This window comes from Lacticaseibacillus hegangensis (assembly GCF_003946465.1).
Lineage (GTDB): Bacteria > Bacillota > Bacilli > Lactobacillales > Lactobacillaceae > Lacticaseibacillus > Lacticaseibacillus hegangensis.
In genome coordinates this window covers 21,063-36,023 of record NZ_RHOL01000005.1, presented here as the reverse complement: position 1 = coordinate 36,023, position 14,961 = coordinate 21,063, and the positions used below count along the sequence as shown (strand labels likewise).

Below are 14,961 nucleotides of genomic sequence, written 5' to 3'. Positions count from 1 at the left end.
CACAATCGAAGACGTGGTAGAATCAAGGCGAATGGAGGGACTCACATGGCAAAAGTATTCATCTCTGACCGCATTCCCGAAGCGGCCGCAAACGCCTTGAGCAAGGGAGGTTTCGCTGTGGATCAGTACCAAGGCCGCGGGCTGATCAGCGAAGCCGAGCTGGCAGCAAGCACCCGCGACGCCGATTTTCTGATTGCGACCCTGTCGACTCAGGTCACCAAGGCCGTCATCGACCAGGCACACAATCTGAAACTGATCGCCAACTATGGCGCCGGCTTCAACAACATCGACGTGGCCGCCGCCAGCGCGCGCCACATCCCCGTCACCAACACGCCGGCGGTTTCGACCACCGCGGTCGCCGAGGTCACGCTGGGGCTGATGCTGGCGCTGTCGCATCGCATCGTCGAAGGCGACCAGCTGATGCGCGCCACCGGCTTTGACGGCTGGCAGCCCCTGTTTTTCCTGGGCCACGAGCTGGCCGGCAAAACTTTGGGCATCGTCGGCGCCGGCCACATCGGCCAGGCGGTGGCCAAGCGCGCCGCCGCTTTCGACATGAAAATTCTGTACACGCAGCGCCACCAGCTCCCTGCGACCACCGAGCAGGCGCTGGGCGCGACCTTCGTCCCCTTTGACCAGCTGATCGCGCAGGCCGACGTCATCACCCTGCACGCGCCGCAAACCGCCGAGAATTTTCACCAGTTCAACGCTGGGGCGTTCAAGACGATGAAAAAGTCGGCACTGCTGATCAACGCGGCGCGCGGGCCGATCATCGATGAAGCGGCTTTGGCGGACGCCTTGGCCGCAGGCGACATCGCTGGCGCGGCGCTGGACGTTTACGAACACGAGCCGCAAGTCGAGCCGCGCCTGAAGACCATGAAGAACGTCATCCTGACGCCGCACATTGGCAACGCGACGGTCGAGGCGCGCGACGCCATGGCGATGATTTGCGCCGAGAATGTCATCAAAGTCAGCCGCGGCGAAGCCATCACCCCAGTTAATTAACGCAGAAGCCGCAAATGACGCTAGGCAGCTCGCCCAGCGTCATTTTTTATTTGGCAAGATACGCGGTGTAAAAGAAGTACGCCGCCAGCCCAAACGCGGCGATGCCGACCGCAATGCGAATCGCGCGTTGCGGGACGTGGCGCACCACCATCGGTCCAATGAAGCCGCCAACGAACATGCCGATCCCCAGCGGCAGCACCATCAGCCAGTAAACCTTGGTCGTGAACGCGTAAATCACCAGCGACACGATGTTGGTCAGGAACGTGGCGAAGTTTTTCAGAGCGTTGGAAACGGCAAACGACACCGGCAGGGTCAGGGACAACACTGCCAGCATGACGATTCCCGCCGCTGCCCCGAAGTACCCGATGTACAGGCCCACCAGGAACACCACGGCGTTGCGCCCGATCAGCTGCCAGCCTTTAACGGTGTGCCCAACACTACCAGCCGGCATGCTGCCGCGGGCTGACCAGAGCATCAAGCCCCCGGCGATGGCGATCAGAAACGGCACGACTTTTTCAAAGGTCGAACTCGGCGCCACCGCTAAGATGAGCGCCCCAACGATCCCGCCGGCCACCGCGTAGCCCGTGACCGCAAACATCAGGTTGCGGTTGGCCCGCAGCTCTTTTTCCGAAGACAGCCCCGCGCCGACGCCGGTGAAAATCATCGCGGCGGTGTTGGTGACATTGGCTGACACCGGCGGCACCCCCAGGGCAATCAGCACCGGGTACACGATCAGGGAGGCCATGCCGGCCATCGACGACAGCAAGCCACCGCCCAGGCCGGTTAGCACCAGAATTATCGTGAGCAAGAAAACATTCATCAAGGGGCCTCATTTCTTTTTGCTATTTTCAGTATAACGCGAACGCAGCGGTTCTGCTGAGAATGAAAAAGGCCGAGGCAACCTCGACCGTTCAGTGTTAAAGCTTGGCTTCCGGGTACTTCTTGGCCAGCGTCTTCAAGTTGGCCTTGGCGACATCGTCCAGCGGAATGTCCGCCCAGAGTGCGATTTGTGACAGGTACCAAAGCACGTCGCCCAGCTCGTCTTTGAGCTTGTCCGGTTCGAGGTCCTGGCCCTGAAAGGCGTAGCGCTTGATGCGGTCGACCACCAGCCCGGAATCCGAGGCCAGCCCCAAAGTCAGGTTGGTCAACACGTGCTCATTGCCGGCCAGCGTCTTGTTGGCCTTTTGCTGATACTCATTCAAATTCATTTTTCACTGCCTCCGATTCCCGTTTGCTTTTCCAGCCAGTCCCACACGGCGTCCTTGCCCTCGCCCGTCGTCGCCGAGAACATCACCAGCTGGTCCGTTTGGTTCAGGTCCAGCGTGCGCTTGATATCGCGCATGATCGTTTGGCGCTTGGCTTTGCTCGTCTTATCGACCTTAGTGCCGACCACCAGCACATCGACGTTGAAGTACTTGAGGTACTGATACATCGACACGTCATCCTCGCTGGGCGTGTGGCGCGCGTCGACCAGCTGCACCGCCCCGCGGAACGGCTTGCGCGTGCTCAGGTACTCCTCAATCATCCCGGCGAAGCGCTCGCGATCCCGCTTGGACACCTTCGCGTACCCATAGCCCGGCACGTCGACGAAGTACAGCAGATCCTCAATGTTGTAAAAATTCAGGGTCTGCGTCTTGCCTGGCACCGCACTGGTGCGCGCCATGCTTTTGCGGTCGATCAGCTTGTTGATTAGGCTCGACTTGCCGACGTTGCTGCGGCCGACAAACACGATCTCCGGATACCCGGTGTCCGGGTACTGCGCCGCGCTGACCGCACTGATGGTCAGGCTGACATTGTTGACTTTCATTTGCTACCTCCTGAAACGCTCTGCTTTTAAGTGTAGCATACACGCTCCTGATTTGGGCTCATCGGCTCGGTTACGGTTTGGTGACGTTTACCCGTGAGCCAATTTTTGATTTTTAAAGGACTTCACTACCCAAATCAAAACACCCTCAAGAAAATCGAGGATGCTTGCTGAAAAGCCGATGCAATTAAAACGAAAGCCCATCTGAGCAGGGAGCGCTCGAGAATAATCATTTTGAGGGGCGAACAATTCCCTGACTACTTTGACGCTTTTGATAAAACGCCTTTAATCCTCGAACATCCCGGGGCTTCAGCGCACCAATCACCTGAGTGACTTCCATTTGACGCAGATCGATTCGAAAAGCAGTATCGACCCAAGACTTCTTCCGCAAACCCGCGGCTTACCAGTCTTGAATCTCGTAAAAGACCTTCTTCAAATAATCGGGCTTGTTCTCATAAGCAGTGGTAATCTTCAGCCCGATCGCATATTCGCCCGGCCGCTTAAAAATCAGCACCGGTCGTGCCTTACCCTTTTGACCAGTGGCACTCTTGAACCTCACGAACGCACTGACCACGGTGTTACTTTTCAAGGGAGCCATCGTCTACTCCTCTTCTAAGAACTTGTTGATTGCCTCAGGATCTGAAATCAAGGGTGCAGATGAATCGTAAACCAAGCGGGTTAAGTCCATTTCGTCCTTTTCCTCTTCCGTGAGCGTCATTGGAAAAGGAATTCCGCCTTCTGCGATTGCTCGCTTATACATGGCTGTAATCACGGCAGTCGGCGTCATACCCAGGCGATCAAACAGCTCGGCGCCCTCTTCACTAAGTTCTTTATCCAGTTTAATTTGCAAACGTTTCTTCTGTTCAACTGCCATACGTTTCCCCTCTTTTCGTACTACCATGATACTACCAATGGAAGCCCATTGTACAGAATTCTGCCCAATAGGAGACCTAATTACTCAAATTAGTTTAACTTTGATCGGCTGAAGGTGCCCGGCATAAAAAAATCGGCTTGTGCTTTTTAAAACAACATGTTACATTAACCTGCACAGGAAAGAATATTCAACTAAGGAGATCCTCTAATATGACAACTTATGCAGTAACCGGCGCCACTGGTCACTTCGGCCAGCGCGCATTGAAACAACTCGCCGCACTCGTGCCCGCCAGCAGCATCGTGGCGTTGGCCCGCAACACCGAAAAGGCCAAGCTAGTGGTCCCTGCCGGCGTGACTGTCCGCCAAGCCGACTACACCGACCCGGATCAGATGACGGAAGCCCTGAAAGACATCGACCGGCTGCTCTTCGTTTCCTCCATCCCCGGCGCCGCAGTGCCGCGGCTCCAGCAGCACCAGAACGTGGTCGCGGCAGCCAAGCGCGCCGGCGTGGGCTACATTGCCTACACCAGTTTTCCGAAGGCCGACGTTTCCACTGCCGCGCTGGCGAGTGATCACCACGCGACCGAGCAGGCAATTCTGGCTGCCGGCATCAAGCACAGCTTCCTGCGCAATAACTGGTACCTAGAAAACGAACTCTCCCGCTTGAAGGCGGCCGCGGCTGGTCAGGACTTTCTCTATTCTGCCGGCGAAGGCAAGGTCGGCTGGGCGCTTGAGCGAGAATACGCAGAGGCCGCAGCCGATGTGCTAGCAGCAGAGGACACCAAGTCGGTCTACGAATTTGCCGGCCCAGCCCGCACCTATCGCGAGTTGGCCGACGCCATCAGCGGCCAGTTTGAGATCAAAAGTCTGAACGACGCCGACTACCAGGCAGCGCTCGCGGCCAGCGGTGTCCCTGCCAAATTGACCGGCATTTTTGCCGGCGGCATGGCGATGATCAAGGCAGGCGTGCTGGACGAAGCCACCACCGACCTGCCGGACGTGCTTGGCCACGCCCTCACCCCACTTTCTGACGCCGTTAAAGAAGTGCTAAAATAAGGCCTAACAACCCGATCCAAGCAAACTGAGGTGACAAGCAGTGCAATACTCCCACAAATTAAGCGACGCTGTCCACGTCCTCGCCTACGTCCAAATCGGAGCCGGATGGGACCTGTCGAGCAAGAACATTGCGGCCAGCATTGAGGCAAACCCCAGTGTGGTGCGGCGCCTGATGGCCATGCTGGTCAAAGGCGGGCTGCTCACCAGCCATCCCGGCATGGTGCAGCCGGCGCTCGCCAGGCCGGCCGCCGAGATTAGCCTGCTCGACGTTTACCGCGTCGTGGCGGCTGACACGCCCCTGCTGCACGTCGATGAGAAAACCAATCCGCAGTGCCCAATCGGCGGCAACATTCAGGACACCCTTAATGAAGTCTACGATCAGGTGCAGCAGGCAGCCGAAGCCAAAATGGCCGAGGTCAGCGTGCAGCAGATCATCGACGGCATCGTTGACCGCGCCAAAGCCCGGAACATGATGGTCTAGCGAAAAAATGGTCTCAAACCCGACCTGTTGAACTATCAACAGCGGGTTTGAGACCTTTTTTGGCGCTTTGATCGAATCGTTAGGCCATCAGTGCAATCAGCACCAGCGCCAGCCCAATCACGGCCGGCAGCACCTGCACCAGGAAAATCTTGCGCGTCACGGTCACCCCACCGTAAACGCCGACCACCAGCAGAAAGACCAGCAGGATCAACGCAACGGTCACAAAGGCCGCCCCGGCGATGGTGAAGGCACTCGCCAGCATCGCCGCACCCAGCATAAGGTTGTAAACACCTTGGTTAGCCAGGGCGATTTGCGCGTGCGGCTGTTTGACAAACTCAAGCGGCATCCCAAAGACGCTAGCCTGCTTGGCCGGTGCGCCGCGCATTTCAAGCACCGCGATGCCGAGATGCTCGACCCCAATCAGCACCAGTAACGCCTTTAACCACCAAATGATCATTTTCGGTCACGCCTCCTCATCATCAAAAATGCCCGCAACGAGACACCCCGCTGCGGACACGCGTCTGCTTAGGACGCCTTTTGGTCTTTTGCTTTAATCAGCTCCGGTTTGCCAGTTCCTTCAACGGCGCCCTTGGTCACAACGGCCTTGGTCACGTCTGGTTCTGAAGGGAGGGTGAACATCATGTCCTGCATGACCGCTTCGATGATGGACCGCAAGCCGCGCGCCCCGGTGTCGCGCTCGATCGCCTTATGAGCAATCGCGTGCAGCGCACCGGATGTAAACTCTAGCTCGGTGTTGTCCAGGGATAACAGCTTCTGATACTGCTTGACCAGCGCGTTCTTTGGCTCGGTCAGGATGCGGACCAAGTCGTCTTCGGTCAGCTTCTCCAGCGAGGCAATGATCGGGATCCGGCCGATGAATTCAGGAATGATCCCGAACTTCATCAGGTCTTCCGGAACGACCTGCTGCATCAGTGACTTACCCTCGGCGAGCTTGGACTCGTCTGAGTTCTTGCCGAAGCCAATCGTCTTTTCGCCGAGCCGGTTCTTCACGATTGATTCGATGCCATCAAACGCACCACCGACAATAAACAGGATGTTCGTCGTGTCGATCTGGATGAATTCCTGCTGCGGGTGCTTGCGGCCGCCCTGCGGTGGCACGTTGGCGATGGTGCCTTCCAAGATCTTCAGCAGCGCCTGCTGAACGCCTTCACCGGAAACATCCCGCGTGATCGAGACATTTTCAGCTTTTTTGGCGATCTTATCGATTTCATCGATGTAGACGATGCCCTTTTCCGCGCGCTCGACATCGTAGTCGGCGTTTTGCAGGAGCTTGAGCAAGATGTTTTCAACGTCTTCACCCACGTAGCCCGCTTCGGTCAGGGTCGTCGCGTCCGCGATGGCAAACGGCACGTTCAAAATGCGCGCCAGCGTCTGGGCCAGGAAGGTTTTCCCGGACCCAGTCGGCCCGATCAAGGCGATGTTGGACTTTTGCAGCTCCGTGTCGCCTTTTTCGGCCACGTTCATCTGGTTCACGCGCTTGTAGTGGTTGTAAACCGCGACGGCCAGCGCCTTTTTGGCGGCGTCTTGGCCGATCACATAGTCGTTTAGGACCTTCAGAATCTCGACTGGCTTCGGTACTTCAAGCATGTTGTCAGCGGCATCCTGCTTGAACTCCTCGTCAATGATCTCCTTGCACAGGTCGATACATTCATTACAGATGTAAACGCCAGGGCCAGCAACGATCTTTTTCACCTGGTCCTGCGACTTGCCGCAGAACGAACAGGTCACAGGCCCGGTGGTTTCAACGTTGTCAAACATTAACTTTCAACCCCTTCTTGTTAACTCCATGATACCAAACTAAGGGCATCATTCCTAGTTGCACTCGCGCTAGCATAGCATACGCCTAGGGTCCCTGCAAGCGCGGCGCCTCATTAAATTGGCCGCAGTTTAGTTGGCGTGATTGCCGGCCACAGGCGGGTTTTTAGTCGGCAGCAAATCGATGACCAGTTCAAAAATCGCGGTTACCACGATCAGCGCCGTGCCAATGGCATAGCCCCATGGTTGGTTGTTAAGCTCACCAGTGGACACCAGAATCCCGCCCAGCGAGGCCGTCCCGTAAAATCCGACCATCCACCACCACGACCAGCCGGCATCGCGGAAGCGGCGCACCTCAAGCGCAAGCGCCGGCACGATGCTCGCCAGGCCGTACAGGATCAAAATCAAAAGCCAGGCGATCAAGCTGGCCAAGCGCGGCATGTCCCCACTGAACAACTTGACGATGCCTTCATCAACCCCCAAAATCAGCCACGCCGCCGCGACGAACAAGACCGCAATGAGCAGCCGCCACAGCGCGACCCACCAGTACTCGCTGCGACTGGAGCGACCAGTGAAATTGACGTAGTTGGCAAAAAAGCCGATCCCCGCCCGCAAAAAGCCGGCGCGATAGTATGTGTTGCCTGTCTGACGCTGCACCTCAGTACTGACCGGTTTGGCCATGACGTCACCTCCCGTTTTCTTGACTACAGCATACACGACCTGTCGCATGCTGTCATTAATTCGACCTCTTGGATATTTACGGACAACAAAGGCCGGTGACCCGGCCTTTTCGTCTGTGTTCAGTTAACGCCCAGCACCAGGAACAAGAGCCCGGCCACGATGGCGGCGATCCCGATGGTGAACACCAGCCGCCGGGCGGTTTGACTCAGCCCGCGGCGCCGCGACAGCAGCACCAGCGCCAGGCCGCTCAGCATAATGAGCAGCGGCCGCTTGCCGGGTCCGCCGGCCAGCCGCACGATCAAGCGGGATAATCGAATCATGGGCCACCCTCCTCAGAATAGAAAAACACCCCTCGCCTAGGCGAGAGGTGCAGCGCCACGTTAATTACTTGGCGTCTTTGGCATCCTTAGCGTCGGCCTTTTGTTCAGCCTTGGCGTCGTCCTGCTTATCAGCTTTCTTGGCCGGCTTCTTTTCTGCCTTCGGTACGACTTCCTTGACGTTGTCCGTGATCAACGTGATCGCGTCCTGAACGCCGATGTCGTGCTTCAGCATGTCGTCGGTGAGGGCCTTGCGAACAGCCTTCTCTTCCATATTGTACTCGCCAGCCAGGCGCTTAATCTCTTCCTTGACCTGGTCGTCAGTCGGCTCGATCTTTTCTGCCTTGACCACGGCTTCAAGGACCAAGTTCGTCTTGACGCGGCTCTCGGCGTTGGCCGCGAACTGCTTCTTCAGGTCGTCTTCAGACGTGCCGGTCAGCTGGTAGTACATTTGCGGGGAGATGCCCTGCTGCTGCATGGAGCTCATGTACTGGTTCATCTGGTTGTCAACTTCGGTGTCGATCATAGCCTGTGGGATCGCCGGGATCGTGGCGTTCTCAACAGCCTTGGCGATGGCCTGCTCCTGGATGGCGTCCTTAGCGGCGTCGTCCTTCTTTTCCTGCAGGTCAGACTTGATCTTTAGCTTCAGTTCTTCAAGAGTGTCAACGTCTTCGTCGTCCAAGTCCTTGGCGAAGTCGTCGTCCAGCTTAGGCAACTCCTTGCTCTTAACTTCGTGGATGGTCGTCTTGAATTCGGCGTCCTTGCCCTCGAGTTCCTTGGCCTGGTAGTCATCCGGGAAGGTAACCTTGACAGTGACTTCATCGCCGGCTTTGTGGCCGATCAGCTGATCTTCAAAGCCCGGAATGAAGGAGTTGGAGCCCAGCTCCAGGGAGTAGTTCTTGGCGGAGCCGCCATCGAATTCCTTGCCGTCAACGGTGCCGACGTAATCGATCGTGACCGTGTCGCCCTTTTCCGCTTCGCCGTCTTCTTTGAGGACGAGTTCCGCCTGGCTCTTCTGCTTGTCTTCCAGTTCCTTTTGAACATCTTCGTCAGAAACGGTGGTGTCCTGCTTGTCGACTTCAAGGCCCTTGTAGTCGCCCAGCTTAACTTCTGGCGCTACGGTAACGGTGGCCTTGATGACCCACGGCTTGCCTTCGTCCATCGAGTCGATGTCAACTTTGGGCTGGTCGACCGGGTTGATACCGGCTTCGGCAACCGCAGCATCGTAAGCACTCGGCATCACGATGTTCAGGGCGTCTTCGTAGAGTGCGGATTCGCCGTACATGTGATCGAACACGGTGCGAGACACGTGACCCTTACGGAAGCCAGGTACGTTCAGGCTCTTCTTAACGCGGTTGAACGCTTGGTCCAGCCCTTGTTTGATTTTATCTTGCGCGATTTCGAAGGTCAAAACACCTTCTGTGTCGCCTTTCTTTTCCCAGTTTGAAGCCATGATATCCCTCCGACTATTTTCTGTTATTCGTATTACATACTGTCTCATAATACGCGAAAAGCCCACCTTTGTAAACGTTAGGTGGGCCTGCCAAGAAAAAAACTTTACGGGTGGCTAATCGTCGGCCACGGCGTCAGACGCCACTCCGCTGTACGCGTCGACGTGAACCACGTGCTCGCCGCTGTTGTGCTGCAGTGAGACCTCCCACTGGACCTGGCCGTTGTCAGTGTCCAGGTCCCACTCGGTGGCGGTGCTGCCGGCCAGTTTTTTGGTCGCGGCCGTCGTGATGTCCTTCAGCGGCTTCAGCCCGTCGCGCTTGATTGCCGGGTCGTTGTCGTCGGTCGCGTCCTCCTCGTCTTGGACGGTCTCGCCGGTGTCGCCGTTGATCGTCATTTCGTGCTCGGTCGTACCGACGTTACCGGTGATCTCATACATATAAGTCCCAGTCTCGCGGTCGACCTTCACTGACGTCACCTGCGCATCCGGGTGCGCCTTGACGAAAATGGCCCAGGCCTGATCCAGCGTCTGCTTGGGCAGGGTTTGGGCAGTCTTGCTGCTGGTCGACTGGCTGGATTTAGTCGTCTGGCTGCTCTGGTCTTTGGCTTGGTGATCATCATCATCATGGCCGCAAGCGGCCAGCCCAAGTGTCATGAGAGCAACCATGGTTATAAGGACGCGTTTGATCATTGTCAGACTCCTTTACGGTGAGTGATTGCGCTGTCATTAACCCAAGTTTAGCAAATGTTTTGCTTTCTGCATAGCAAAATAGTTTATCCTGTTTATAAGTTTTCTGAAGATAATAAAAGGGCGCCCGAAAGCGTCCCGTAATCGCCTGAAATTTTAAACCTGCCGCCGCCATGGCCGCTATTCCGCTGATTCGACCGCAGCCACCATTTCCTTAGTGTACTTACCAATGACCGGCGCCGGATCAGGGTTATCCGCAACCATTTGGACGATGGCAGAACCAACGATGACGCCGTCCGCTTCCTTGGCCAGCGTCTTGGCCTGCTCCGGGGTGTGGACCCCAAAACCGATGCACAGCGGCGCGTCGGTGACCTTGCGCAGGCTGGCGATCAAATCAGGCAAGTTAAGCGCAAAATTGTTGCGCTGACCCGTGACGCCAAGAGCGGACACAATGTAAATGAAGCCCGTCGCGTGCTGAACCAGCTTTTCTAGCCGGCTGCCCGAGGTCGGGCTGATCAGCGGGATCAGGTCGACATGGTGTTTTTCGGTGTAAGGCAGGATCTCGCCGGCTTCCTCAGCAGGCAGGTCGGGAATGACCAAGCCGTATACGCCGAGCTCCTCGCAGCGCGCGGTGAACTTATCGTAGCCGTACTTGAACGGGATATTGGCGTAGGTCAGAAACACCAGCGGCACCTGTGAGGTTTCGCGAATTTTCGCCACGATGTCGAACACGCCGTTGACCGTGATGCCACCAGCAAAGGCGCGCAGCCCAGCCGCCTGGATCACCGGCCCATCGGCAATCGGATCGGAAAACGGCACGCCGAGCTCGACGATGTCTGCACCGGCGTTGGCCAATGCTAGGACCTGGCTGACGGTACTATCAGCGGATGGGTCGCCTGCCGTCACAAATGGAATGAATGCCTTGTGGCCATTTTTAAAAACGTCTCGTAATTTACTCAATGCCCTTTACCCCCCGGTACTTCGCGATGCTGGCCACGTCTTTATCGCCGCGCCCGGACAACGTGCAAATAATGGTTGAATCCTTCGGCATGGTCGGCGCGAGCTTTTGGACGTAAGCCACCGCATGGCAACTTTCGATTGCGGCGATGATGCCTTCCTCTTTGGCGATGTACTCAAACGCCGCCACCGCCTCGTCGTCGGTGATGCCGACGTACTTCGCGCGCCCGCTGGCTGCCAGCGCGGCGTGCTCAGGCCCGATGCCTGGGTAATCAAGGCCAGCGGAAATCGTGTACACTTTGTCGATCTGACCTTCATTGTTCTGCAGGAAGACCGACTTCATGCCGTGAAAGATGCCTGGGGTGCCGAGCTCCATGGTCGCGGCAGTCTTGCCTGAGTGAATCCCCTGGCCGGCCGCCTCAACGCCGTACAGCTTGACACTGGGATCGTCGATGTACTCGGCAAACGAACCAATCGCATTGGAGCCGCCGCCGACGCAAGCAACGATGGCATCGGGCAGCTTCCCTTCGACTTCCTGAATCTGCTGCTTGGACTCCTTGGAAATGACACTTTGGAACTCCTTGACCATGGCTGGATAAGGCGCCGGGCCCATGGCGGATCCAATCAGATAATAGGTGTCATCGGGATGCGCCGCCCAGTCCTGCAGCGCCGCGTTGACGGCGTCTTTGAGCAATCCCTGGCCGGACGTGATCGGCCGCACCTTGGCGCCCAACAGCTCCATGCGGTACACGTTCAGGCGCTGCCGCTCAGTGTCTTCCTTGCCCATGAAGATCTCGCAGTCCATGCCGAACAGTGCGGCCGCGGTGGCCGTGGCCACACCGTGCTGGCCGGCACCGGTTTCGGCGATCAGCCGAGTCTTCCCCAGCTTCTTGGCGAGCAGCACCTGGCCCAGCACATTGTTGATCTTGTGTGCGCCGGTGTGGTTGAGGTCCTCGCGCTTGAGGTAAATCTTCGCGCCGCCGAGGTCCTCGGTCATATTCTTCGCGTAATACAGCAGGGACGGCCGGTTGGCGTAGTTATTCAGCAGGTCGTGGAACTCCTTTTGAAACGCGGGATCCGTCTTGCAGTCCTCAAAGGCCTTGGTCAGTTTTTCCAGCTCGGACATCAAAGTTTCCGGCACGTACTGGCCGCCAAATTCCCCGAAGCGATTATCTTTTTTATCAGTCTCGTTATCTTTTAACATCTCAAACGTTCCTTTCTGTCTCGCGGACCGCGGCGACGAAGGCATGCACCTTCGTCGCATCTTTGCGGCCGTTAGTTTCTAGGCGGCTTGACGCATCGACCAGCGCCGGCTGCGCGCAGGCGATTGCATCCTGAACGTTAGCTGCGTCCAGTCCGCCGGCCAGCATCAGCGGCCGGTTGGTGGCCGGCAGATGGTGCCAGTCCAGCGTCTGACCGGAGCCGTCGCCGGCATCCATCAGTGCCATATCCGCCGTGGTCAGCGGCTGCTCAGCATTCACCCGCGCGAACACGTCAAACCCCAGCGCGTGCAGCGCGGCCACCAGCGGCGGATCCGCCGGGCGGTGCAGCTGGATCGTGGTGATGATGGGAAAAAGCTCGGCCAGCGCCGCGGTGTCCGGTTCAACCACCACTGCCACGGGCGTGATGCCGGCTTCCAGGCCCGCCGCCAGCGCCATGGCGCGCCTTTGGCTGACCTGATGGCGCCCTGCCGCCAGGACGAACCCGGCGTAATCCGGGTGAACCCGATTGACCAGGTCCACATCGGCTGGCGTCATCAGCCCGCACACCTTCACCGCCGTCATGCTTGAACCCCCTCCACTGCACGGCGGTATTCGCGAATCGTCGCGACCCGATCCTGCGCCTTCATGAAGGTCTCGCCGATCAGCGTGCCGTTCAGCCCGCCGGCTTGCAGTTCCTGCAGCTGACTCGGCTTGGTCACGCCGCTTTCGGCGATCACTGCAATCTGTTGCGGGATCAGCCTGCGCCGGCGGATGCTGTTTTGAAAATCCACCGAAAAGTCGCGCAGGTCGCGATTGTTGACGCCCATCAGCTGCGGGCGCAGCGGCAGCGCGCGGTTGATCTCCGCTTCCGAGTGACACTCGACCAGTGGCAGCAGGCCCATTTTCAAGGTGTAATCGTACAGGTCGCGGAGCTGCTCACCTGGCAGGATCGCCGCGATCAGCAGCACCATCGTCGCACCGCTGACCCGCGCCTGGTCGATCATGTAGCGGTCGATGGTGAAGTCCTTACGCAGCACCGGCGTTTTCACGGTGCGAGTGACGGCCTTGAGATCCGCCAGCTGGCCGTGAAAATAATCCGGCTCGGTCAGCACCGAAATGGCGTCGACCCCGGCAGCCTCATAGTCGCTGGCGATTTGCGTCACTGGAAAACGCGCGGCAATTTGCCCTTTGCTCGGTGACGCCTGTTTGCACTCGGCAATGATGCCAAAATGCTGATGCAGCTGGGCCGGCAAGGTCGCGGCCGCCTTTGGGAGCGGCGCGGCCAGTGCCTGTTCGTGCAGCGCCGCCGGCGCCAATTCATTTTTTTCTCGAGTGAGCCGCTTTTGAGTCGCGGCCACCAAGTCGTCCAAAATCATGCACTCACCTCAACATGATCAACTGCCAATGCCGCATCCAGCCGCTTGATGGCGGTCCCTGAATCAATCGTCTTGCGAGCCAGGTCGATGCCGGCCTGAATGGTCGGCGCCACGTCGGTCAGGCTCAGCGCCACACCGGCGTTGAAAATGACGGCGTCGCGCTTGGCCCCTTGGTCCTTGCCGCTCAGCACAGCACGCGTGATCTGGGCGTTTTGGGCTGGCGTGCCGCCAACCAGCGCTGCTTTATCCGCGATCTTGAAGCCGTAATCTTCAGGGTTCAGCGTCAGTTGCTCGAACTGGCCATTTTTGATGCGAATTGCGTCGGTCGGACCGGTGACGGTAACTTCGTCCAGTCCGTCTTCGCCGTGAATTACCATGCCGGAGGTGACGCCGAGCTGACTGATGGCCTCCGCCATCGGCTGCATCAGGTCCTTACTGTACACGCCGAGCAGCTCATACGTTGGCCGCGCCGGGTTCGCCAGCGGGCCAATCAGGTTGAAGATTGTCGGGAAGCCGAGTTCCTTACGGGCCGGCCCCACGAAGCGCATGGACGGGTGATACTTTTGCGCAAACAGGAAGCAGAAATTATAATCTGCCAGCAGCTGCGACGATTTTTCCGGGGTCGCGTTGATGTCAAAGCCCAGCGCCTCAAGCACATCGGCCGCGCCACTCTTTGAAGACGCCGCGCGGTTGCCGTGCTTGGCGATTTTGACGCCGGCCGCCGCGATGACAAACATCGAGGTGGTCGAAATGTTGAAGGAATCGCTGTGGTCGCCGCCAGTGCCGACGACCTCCATCACTTTGGCCTGCGGGTCGAACGGCAACGCCTTGCGCCGCAATGAATCCGCTGCGCCGGCAATTTCCTGCGGTTTCACGCCCTTGGCCGCCATCGCGGTCAGGTAGCTGGCGATCATCGTCGCGTCCGCGGTGCCGGACGTCAGTTCGTCGTGCGCCGCCTTAGTTTCGTCAAATGTCAGATCCTTGTGGTTGACCAATGTGTTGATTGCTTCGTGTAATGTCATGATTTTTCTCCTTATTGGAATCCGTGAGTGTCAGGCAGCGAAGTTGGCCTTGCCATCGTTTATCGACCATGTTGATTACCCCTTTTATGAGAATACAAAAAGCTCGCCCATAAACAGTCATGCTGTTTAAGGACGAGCTCTCACTCGCGGTGCCACCTTAATTGGATCTGATCGCAATTGACGATCCAGAATCCCCCTTAGCACAGGGCTAACACCCTGCCGGCAACTGACGCGTGCCAGACGTGCTTCCTGACTCACCAAGCAAAATACACTCGGC

General features: G+C 57.9%; 19 protein-coding genes. 3 read left to right on the top strand and 16 right to left on the bottom strand.

The features are described 5' to 3' along the window. Positions 1 to 45: 45 nt before the first annotated feature. Positions 46 to 1,002 carry an NAD(P)-dependent oxidoreductase gene (locus tag EKM86_RS01985; protein ID WP_125754842.1) on the top strand — a complete coding sequence of 319 codons (957 nt, stop codon included), beginning with the start codon at positions 46 to 48 and terminating at the stop codon, positions 1,000 to 1,002. Between the two features lie 46 nt (positions 1,003 to 1,048). On the opposite strand, the gene EKM86_RS01980 is transcribed toward EKM86_RS01985, so the two are convergent. The 5 genes from EKM86_RS01980 to EKM86_RS01960 form a co-directional block, all read right to left on the bottom strand. Further along, the gene (locus EKM86_RS01980; protein ID WP_125754841.1) at positions 1,049 to 1,822 is read right to left on the bottom strand and encodes a sulfite exporter TauE/SafE family protein; all 774 of its coding nucleotides are present in this window, start codon (positions 1,820 to 1,822) and stop codon (positions 1,049 to 1,051) included. Positions 1,823 to 1,919: 97 nt separating this feature from the next. Beyond that, positions 1,920 to 2,210 carry a nucleoside triphosphate pyrophosphohydrolase family protein gene (locus EKM86_RS01975; RefSeq protein WP_125754840.1) on the bottom strand — a complete coding sequence of 97 codons (291 nt, stop codon included), beginning with the start codon at positions 2,208 to 2,210 and terminating at the stop codon, positions 1,920 to 1,922. Then, entirely contained in the window at positions 2,207 to 2,809 is a 603-nt protein-coding gene (gene yihA / locus EKM86_RS01970; protein ID WP_125754839.1) for a ribosome biogenesis GTP-binding protein YihA/YsxC, read from the bottom strand. Before yihA ends, EKM86_RS01975 begins: the two co-directional genes overlap by 4 nt. Positions 2,810 to 3,206: 397 nt before the next feature. Continuing rightward, on the bottom strand, positions 3,207 to 3,404 hold the full coding sequence (locus tag EKM86_RS01965) for a hypothetical protein (protein ID WP_125754838.1): 198 nt from the start codon (positions 3,402 to 3,404) through the stop codon (positions 3,207 to 3,209). Between the two features lie 3 nt (positions 3,405 to 3,407). Further along, on the bottom strand, positions 3,408 to 3,680 hold the full coding sequence (locus EKM86_RS01960; protein WP_164506129.1) for a type II toxin-antitoxin system RelB/DinJ family antitoxin: 273 nt from the start codon (positions 3,678 to 3,680) through the stop codon (positions 3,408 to 3,410). Between the two features lie 209 nt (positions 3,681 to 3,889). Here EKM86_RS01960 and EKM86_RS01955 point away from each other — a divergent pair, with 209 nt between their 5' ends. Then, the gene (locus tag EKM86_RS01955) at positions 3,890 to 4,735 is read left to right on the top strand and encodes an NAD(P)H-binding protein (protein WP_125754836.1); all 846 of its coding nucleotides are present in this window, start codon (positions 3,890 to 3,892) and stop codon (positions 4,733 to 4,735) included. 40 nt (positions 4,736 to 4,775) lie between these two features. Continuing rightward, positions 4,776 to 5,216: an Rrf2 family transcriptional regulator gene (locus tag EKM86_RS01950; RefSeq protein ID WP_125754835.1), complete on the top strand. Its 441-nt coding sequence runs from the start codon at positions 4,776 to 4,778 to the stop codon at positions 5,214 to 5,216. Positions 5,217 to 5,295: 79 nt separating this feature from the next. On the opposite strand, the gene EKM86_RS01945 is transcribed toward EKM86_RS01950, so the two are convergent. The 11 genes from EKM86_RS01945 to trpD form a co-directional block, all read right to left on the bottom strand. Continuing rightward, entirely contained in the window at positions 5,296 to 5,673 is a 378-nt protein-coding gene (locus EKM86_RS01945; protein WP_125754834.1) for a DUF1304 family protein, read from the bottom strand. A gap of 68 nt (positions 5,674 to 5,741) precedes the next feature. Next, a complete protein-coding gene (clpX, locus tag EKM86_RS01940; protein ID WP_125754833.1) occupies positions 5,742 to 6,995 on the bottom strand; it encodes an ATP-dependent Clp protease ATP-binding subunit ClpX in 1,254 nt (417 codons plus the stop codon). Positions 6,996 to 7,124: 129 nt separating this feature from the next. Continuing rightward, positions 7,125 to 7,673: a DUF805 domain-containing protein gene (locus tag EKM86_RS01935; protein WP_164506128.1), complete on the bottom strand. Its 549-nt coding sequence runs from the start codon at positions 7,671 to 7,673 to the stop codon at positions 7,125 to 7,127. A 119-nt stretch (positions 7,674 to 7,792) separates the two neighbouring features. Beyond that, positions 7,793 to 7,993: a hypothetical protein gene (locus tag EKM86_RS01930; protein ID WP_125754831.1), complete on the bottom strand. Its 201-nt coding sequence runs from the start codon at positions 7,991 to 7,993 to the stop codon at positions 7,793 to 7,795. Between the two features lie 64 nt (positions 7,994 to 8,057). Next, positions 8,058 to 9,443 carry a trigger factor gene (tig, locus tag EKM86_RS01925; RefSeq protein WP_125754830.1) on the bottom strand — a complete coding sequence of 462 codons (1,386 nt, stop codon included), beginning with the start codon at positions 9,441 to 9,443 and terminating at the stop codon, positions 8,058 to 8,060. A gap of 114 nt (positions 9,444 to 9,557) precedes the next feature. Further along, positions 9,558 to 10,130, bottom strand: a complete 573-nt coding sequence (locus EKM86_RS01920) for a PepSY domain-containing protein (RefSeq protein ID WP_125754829.1) — start codon at positions 10,128 to 10,130, stop codon at positions 9,558 to 9,560. 177 nt (positions 10,131 to 10,307) lie between these two features. After that, a complete protein-coding gene (gene trpA, locus EKM86_RS01915; RefSeq protein ID WP_125754828.1) occupies positions 10,308 to 11,087 on the bottom strand; it encodes a tryptophan synthase subunit alpha in 780 nt (259 codons plus the stop codon). Beyond that, positions 11,080 to 12,288 (bottom strand): tryptophan synthase subunit beta, encoded by a 1,209-nt coding sequence (gene trpB, locus EKM86_RS01910; RefSeq protein WP_125754827.1) that lies wholly within the window; start codon positions 12,286 to 12,288, stop codon positions 11,080 to 11,082. The genes trpA and trpB overlap by 8 nt, the downstream gene beginning before the upstream one ends. A gap of 1 nt (position 12,289) precedes the next feature. Beyond that, positions 12,290 to 12,868 (bottom strand): phosphoribosylanthranilate isomerase, encoded by a 579-nt coding sequence (locus EKM86_RS01905; RefSeq protein ID WP_125754826.1) that lies wholly within the window; start codon positions 12,866 to 12,868, stop codon positions 12,290 to 12,292. After that, entirely contained in the window at positions 12,865 to 13,662 is a 798-nt protein-coding gene (gene trpC, locus EKM86_RS01900) for an indole-3-glycerol phosphate synthase TrpC (RefSeq protein WP_125754825.1), read from the bottom strand. The genes EKM86_RS01905 and trpC overlap by 4 nt, the downstream gene beginning before the upstream one ends. Next, positions 13,659 to 14,684, bottom strand: a complete 1,026-nt coding sequence (gene trpD / locus EKM86_RS01895; protein ID WP_125754824.1) for an anthranilate phosphoribosyltransferase — start codon at positions 14,682 to 14,684, stop codon at positions 13,659 to 13,661. Before trpD ends, trpC begins: the two co-directional genes overlap by 4 nt. Positions 14,685 to 14,961 lie beyond the last annotated feature (277 nt).

What these genes read in the sequence shown, in the direction of transcription:
- EKM86_RS01920 (WP_125754829.1), bottom strand. Translation starts at nt 10,130, where the DNA reads ATGATCAAACGCGTCCTTATAACCATGGTTGCTCTCATGACACTTGGG.
- EKM86_RS01985 (WP_125754842.1), top strand. Translation starts at nt 46, where the DNA reads ATGGCAAAAGTATTCATCTCTGACCGCATTCCCGAAGCGGCCGCAAAC.
- EKM86_RS01945 (WP_125754834.1), bottom strand. Translation starts at nt 5,673, where the DNA reads ATGATCATTTGGTGGTTAAAGGCGTTACTGGTGCTGATTGGGGTCGAG.
- EKM86_RS01955 (WP_125754836.1), top strand. Translation starts at nt 3,890, where the DNA reads ATGACAACTTATGCAGTAACCGGCGCCACTGGTCACTTCGGCCAGCGC.
- trpB (WP_125754827.1), bottom strand. Translation starts at nt 12,288, where the DNA reads ATGTTAAAAGATAACGAGACTGATAAAAAAGATAATCGCTTCGGGGAA.
- tig (WP_125754830.1), bottom strand. Translation starts at nt 9,443, where the DNA reads ATGGCTTCAAACTGGGAAAAGAAAGGCGACACAGAAGGTGTTTTGACC.
- EKM86_RS01975 (WP_125754840.1), bottom strand. Translation starts at nt 2,210, where the DNA reads ATGAATTTGAATGAGTATCAGCAAAAGGCCAACAAGACGCTGGCCGGC.
- EKM86_RS01980 (WP_125754841.1), bottom strand. Translation starts at nt 1,822, where the DNA reads ATGAATGTTTTCTTGCTCACGATAATTCTGGTGCTAACCGGCCTGGGC.
- EKM86_RS01930 (WP_125754831.1), bottom strand. Translation starts at nt 7,993, where the DNA reads ATGATTCGATTATCCCGCTTGATCGTGCGGCTGGCCGGCGGACCCGGC.
- clpX (WP_125754833.1), bottom strand. Translation starts at nt 6,995, where the DNA reads ATGTTTGACAACGTTGAAACCACCGGGCCTGTGACCTGTTCGTTCTGC.
- EKM86_RS01935 (WP_164506128.1), bottom strand. Translation starts at nt 7,673, where the DNA reads ATGGCCAAACCGGTCAGTACTGAGGTGCAGCGTCAGACAGGCAACACA.
- yihA (WP_125754839.1), bottom strand. Translation starts at nt 2,809, where the DNA reads ATGAAAGTCAACAATGTCAGCCTGACCATCAGTGCGGTCAGCGCGGCG.
- EKM86_RS01965 (WP_125754838.1), bottom strand. Translation starts at nt 3,404, where the DNA reads ATGGCTCCCTTGAAAAGTAACACCGTGGTCAGTGCGTTCGTGAGGTTC.
- trpC (WP_125754825.1), bottom strand. Translation starts at nt 13,662, where the DNA reads ATGATTTTGGACGACTTGGTGGCCGCGACTCAAAAGCGGCTCACTCGA.
- EKM86_RS01905 (WP_125754826.1), bottom strand. Translation starts at nt 12,868, where the DNA reads ATGACGGCGGTGAAGGTGTGCGGGCTGATGACGCCAGCCGATGTGGAC.
- trpD (WP_125754824.1), bottom strand. Translation starts at nt 14,684, where the DNA reads ATGACATTACACGAAGCAATCAACACATTGGTCAACCACAAGGATCTG.
- EKM86_RS01960 (WP_164506129.1), bottom strand. Translation starts at nt 3,680, where the DNA reads ATGGCAGTTGAACAGAAGAAACGTTTGCAAATTAAACTGGATAAAGAA.